This window comes from Actinomycetota bacterium (assembly GCA_035536535.1).
In the GTDB taxonomy this organism is placed as follows: Bacteria; Actinomycetota; JAICYB01; order JAICYB01; family JAICYB01; genus DATLNZ01.
On the sequence record DATLNZ010000099.1, the window covers coordinates 1 to 3,167 of the forward strand.

The window sequence follows — 3,167 nt, forward strand, 5'->3', positions numbered from 1 at the left end:
CCGTGGCCCCCGAGGCCTCGCAGGAGGGAACCCACCCCGTAAGCCACCACTGCGGCCAGGCCCCCGATGAGCAGCATCTCGGCGCCGCTCTTGAATACGTTCTGGCGCGTGACCAGGACCTTGGCCGCCCCCAGTCCGAACAGGGCGAGAGCGGACAACCCGACGGAGGCGGCGAAGGCGGTGCCCGGCGCAATGGGGACGGCGAGTCCGACCAGGTAGACCAGCAGCGGGACGGCCCCCGCGGTGATGAACGCCACGAGCGTGGCCACACCGTTGAGCAGTGGGTTGCGGTCGTCGCGCATCATGCCGAGCTCGTCGACCATCATCACGTCCACCCAGTGCTCCTTCTGGCGGCTGACGATCTGTGTGAGCTGCTCGGCCTCCTGCTCCGTGTGGCCCTTGTGCAGGTAGATCTCGCGGAGCTCGGCCAGTTCGCCCTCCGGGACGTTCTCCACCTCCCACATCTCGCGCTCGCGCTCGCGGTTGTAGTTCTCCTGCTCGCTACGCGCTGACAAAAACGCTCCCGTCGCCATCGAAAAGCCGTCGGCCAGGAGGTTCGCGAGGCCGAGGACGAGGATGATGCCGGCGTTGAGCTTGGCCCCCACCACGCCGCTGACTACGGCGAAGGTCGTGATGATGCCGTCCAGCCCGCCGTAGACGAACTCGCCGATGTAGCGGGAGCCGGTCGCGGAGTGCGAGTGGTCGCCTTCGTGGGAGCCGTGCGAGTGCCCGCCGTGGGGGTGCGCGCCATGGGAGTGCGCTTTGCGCGCCGCCTCCGGGTCGCGCTTGGCGAAGGCGGCCCGGGCTTCGTCCACGCGCTTGCTGATGCCCATCGTCAAGCCGAACCGGCCGGCTTCACACCGGGCTCCCGGGAGCTACCAGCGGCCAGGGGCGCTCGCGCTCGACGAGCAGGGCGACGTCCAGCAGCAGGGGCTCGTCGTGGCGCCGTCCGTAGACCTGAAGTCCGACCGGGAGCCCGGACGCCGTCCGCCCGATGGGGACGCTCACCGCCGGATGTCCGGAGATGTTGCCCGGGATCGTCAGCGCGCCTGTCTCGAACGGGTCCACGAACTGGCCTTCGATCTCGAACGGCGGCGGGCCTGAGGCCGGGAAGGCCTCGTACGGGTTGGTCGCGCACATCACGAGGTCCACCTGCTCAAACAGGTCCGCAAAGGACTCGTTCATGTCGATGCGGAATGCCTCCACCGCGGCCGCCTGCTCCGCGCGGTAGTGCTCGAGAAAGCTCGCGCCCATCGCGAGCTCGGGCGTGAGCAGGTCCGCGCACTCAGGCCACCGCTCTCCGAAGACCGACAGGATCATCCACAGCCCGGCCAAACCCCAGGCGATGCCGTTCTGGGGGACCTTCACGGGCATGTCCACCACGTCCATGCCGGCCTCGCGCGCCAGCCATTCGGCCCCCTCCCGAACGAGGGTCTCCACCTCGGAGTGAAGCCGCGTGGCTCCGAGGTCCGGGGCGATCGCGACGCGCAGTCCCTTCAGGTTCCGGGAGCCGAGTCCCTGCTCCCAGCCGTCCACCCGCGGGAGGCTGAACTGGTCGCGTGCGTCGTATCCGTTGCACACGTCAAACCAGCGGGCGGTGTCCCGGACGGACCTGGACAGGCAGCCGAGCGTGACGTTGAGGAACCCCACGTCGGACCGGGGGCCGCGCGGGATCCGTCCGAAGGTCGATTTGAGGCCGAACAGCCCCGAGTAGCCGGCGGGGATCCTGATCGACCCGCCCCCGTCGCCGCCGGTTGCCAGGGGGACGAGTCCGCCCGCCACGGCGGCGGCCGAGCCGCCCGAGGACCCGCCGGGCGTGCGCTCCGGGTTCCACGGGTTGCTCGTCACGCCGTTCAGGCGCGTGGAGACGTAGTTAACGAAGCCGATCTCGCTGGAGGTGGTTAGGCCGACGGGGACGGCGCCGGCCGCGATCAGCCGCTCGACCATCGTGGCGGTCGTCTTGGCGGTGCGGTCGGCGAAGACCAGAGAGGCCTCGGTCTGCGGCCAGCCCTCCACCTTCTCCAGCTCCTTCACGCCGATGGGCACGCCGGCAAGCGGAAGGTCCGGGTCGACACGGTCGGCCCAGTCGAGGGCGCGCTGGGGGTCGGTGAAGGAGAACGCGTTCACGGAGGACTCTGCGATCGCGTCAAGCGACGCCTGGACCGCCTCGCGCGGCGAGATGTCGCGTGCCCGGACGGCGTCCACCAGCGAGCAGGCGTCCTGCAGCCAGGGTTTGGTCATGCGCGCGTTGCGAAGTCGGTCATCGGGCTCCCCTGTTTACCGAATGGGGATCGTAGCCGCGCAGGCAGGACAGGCGTGCGCGGCGGCGAACCTTGGACCGTCGCCCGAGCCACGTCCCGGAGGTCCACAAGTGAAGCTCAATCGCTGTTTGCTCGCCCTGGCCGTCCTGGTTGCCGCCGGGCCCCTGGCCTCCGTCCTGCCCTCGCAGGCCCAGGCCGTCCCGGCTCTGGAAGCGGGAATCGCCGCCGAGAACATCACACCGTTCACCGTGACCGGGTCGGGACAGACCATCGACCCCGCCAGCGATCCCGCCGCCTCCAACCCCGACGGAACACAGGGCGGCCTCTGGGACACGTTCCACCCCCTGGCCTCCGTGGCCCCGGGCCAGGTCACGCCCAGCGGCGTGTGGGGGGAGAAGTTCACAGACTCCAACGCCAACAACCGCTGGGACGACGGCGAGGACTTCGTCGACGACCCGCTGAACACGCGCCTGGACCCGCTGTCGGCAGGCAAGTACGACGGCGCGTTTCTGGCCGGCTTCGGCAACGACCGGGTTGCCAAGGGAGCGTTCGACCCGATCTGGGCCCGATCGATGTACGTCCGCGACCCGGCAACGGGGACTTCCTTCGTCCAGGTCTCCCTGGACCTCATCGGATGGTTCAGCGCCGCCAACGACCGCATCCGCAAGCTCGTGGACGAGCAGTGGGCGGCGGCTTGGGAGCGCGAGCACCCCGGCGTGCCCGCTCCCCCGCTTGACCTTGACCACATGGTCGTGTCGCATACGCACAACCACGAGGCACCGGACGTGCACGTCGGTCTTTGGGGGGCGGAGGTAAAGACTCCAGCCGCCAACCTGCCGCTGCGCGACGGGACCTTCCCGCGCTACGAGCGCTACATCGAGCTGAAGATCGCACAGTCGATCGCCG

Annotated in this window: 3 protein-coding genes; 1 reads left to right on the top strand and 2 read right to left on the bottom strand. The window is 69.7% G+C overall.

Annotated elements, in window-relative coordinates; genetic code table 11:
• A partial coding sequence (locus tag VNE62_06820; protein ID HVE91995.1) for a VIT1/CCC1 transporter family protein occupies positions 1-833 on the bottom strand: 833 nt, incomplete at its 3' end.
• A gap of 22 nt (positions 834-855) precedes the next feature.
• A complete protein-coding gene (locus tag VNE62_06825; protein ID HVE91996.1) occupies positions 856-2,241 on the bottom strand; it encodes an amidase in 1,386 nt (461 codons plus the stop codon).
• A 130-nt stretch (positions 2,242-2,371) separates the two neighbouring features.
• On the opposite strand from VNE62_06825, the gene VNE62_06830 reads away from it, so the two are divergent.
• Positions 2,372-3,167 (top strand): hypothetical protein (locus tag VNE62_06830; protein ID HVE91997.1); only part of this gene is annotated, 796 nt, incomplete at its 3' end.

What these genes read in the sequence shown, in the direction of transcription:
- VNE62_06825 (HVE91996.1), bottom strand. Translation starts at nt 2,241, where the DNA reads ATGACCAAACCCTGGCTGCAGGACGCCTGCTCGCTGGTGGACGCCGTC.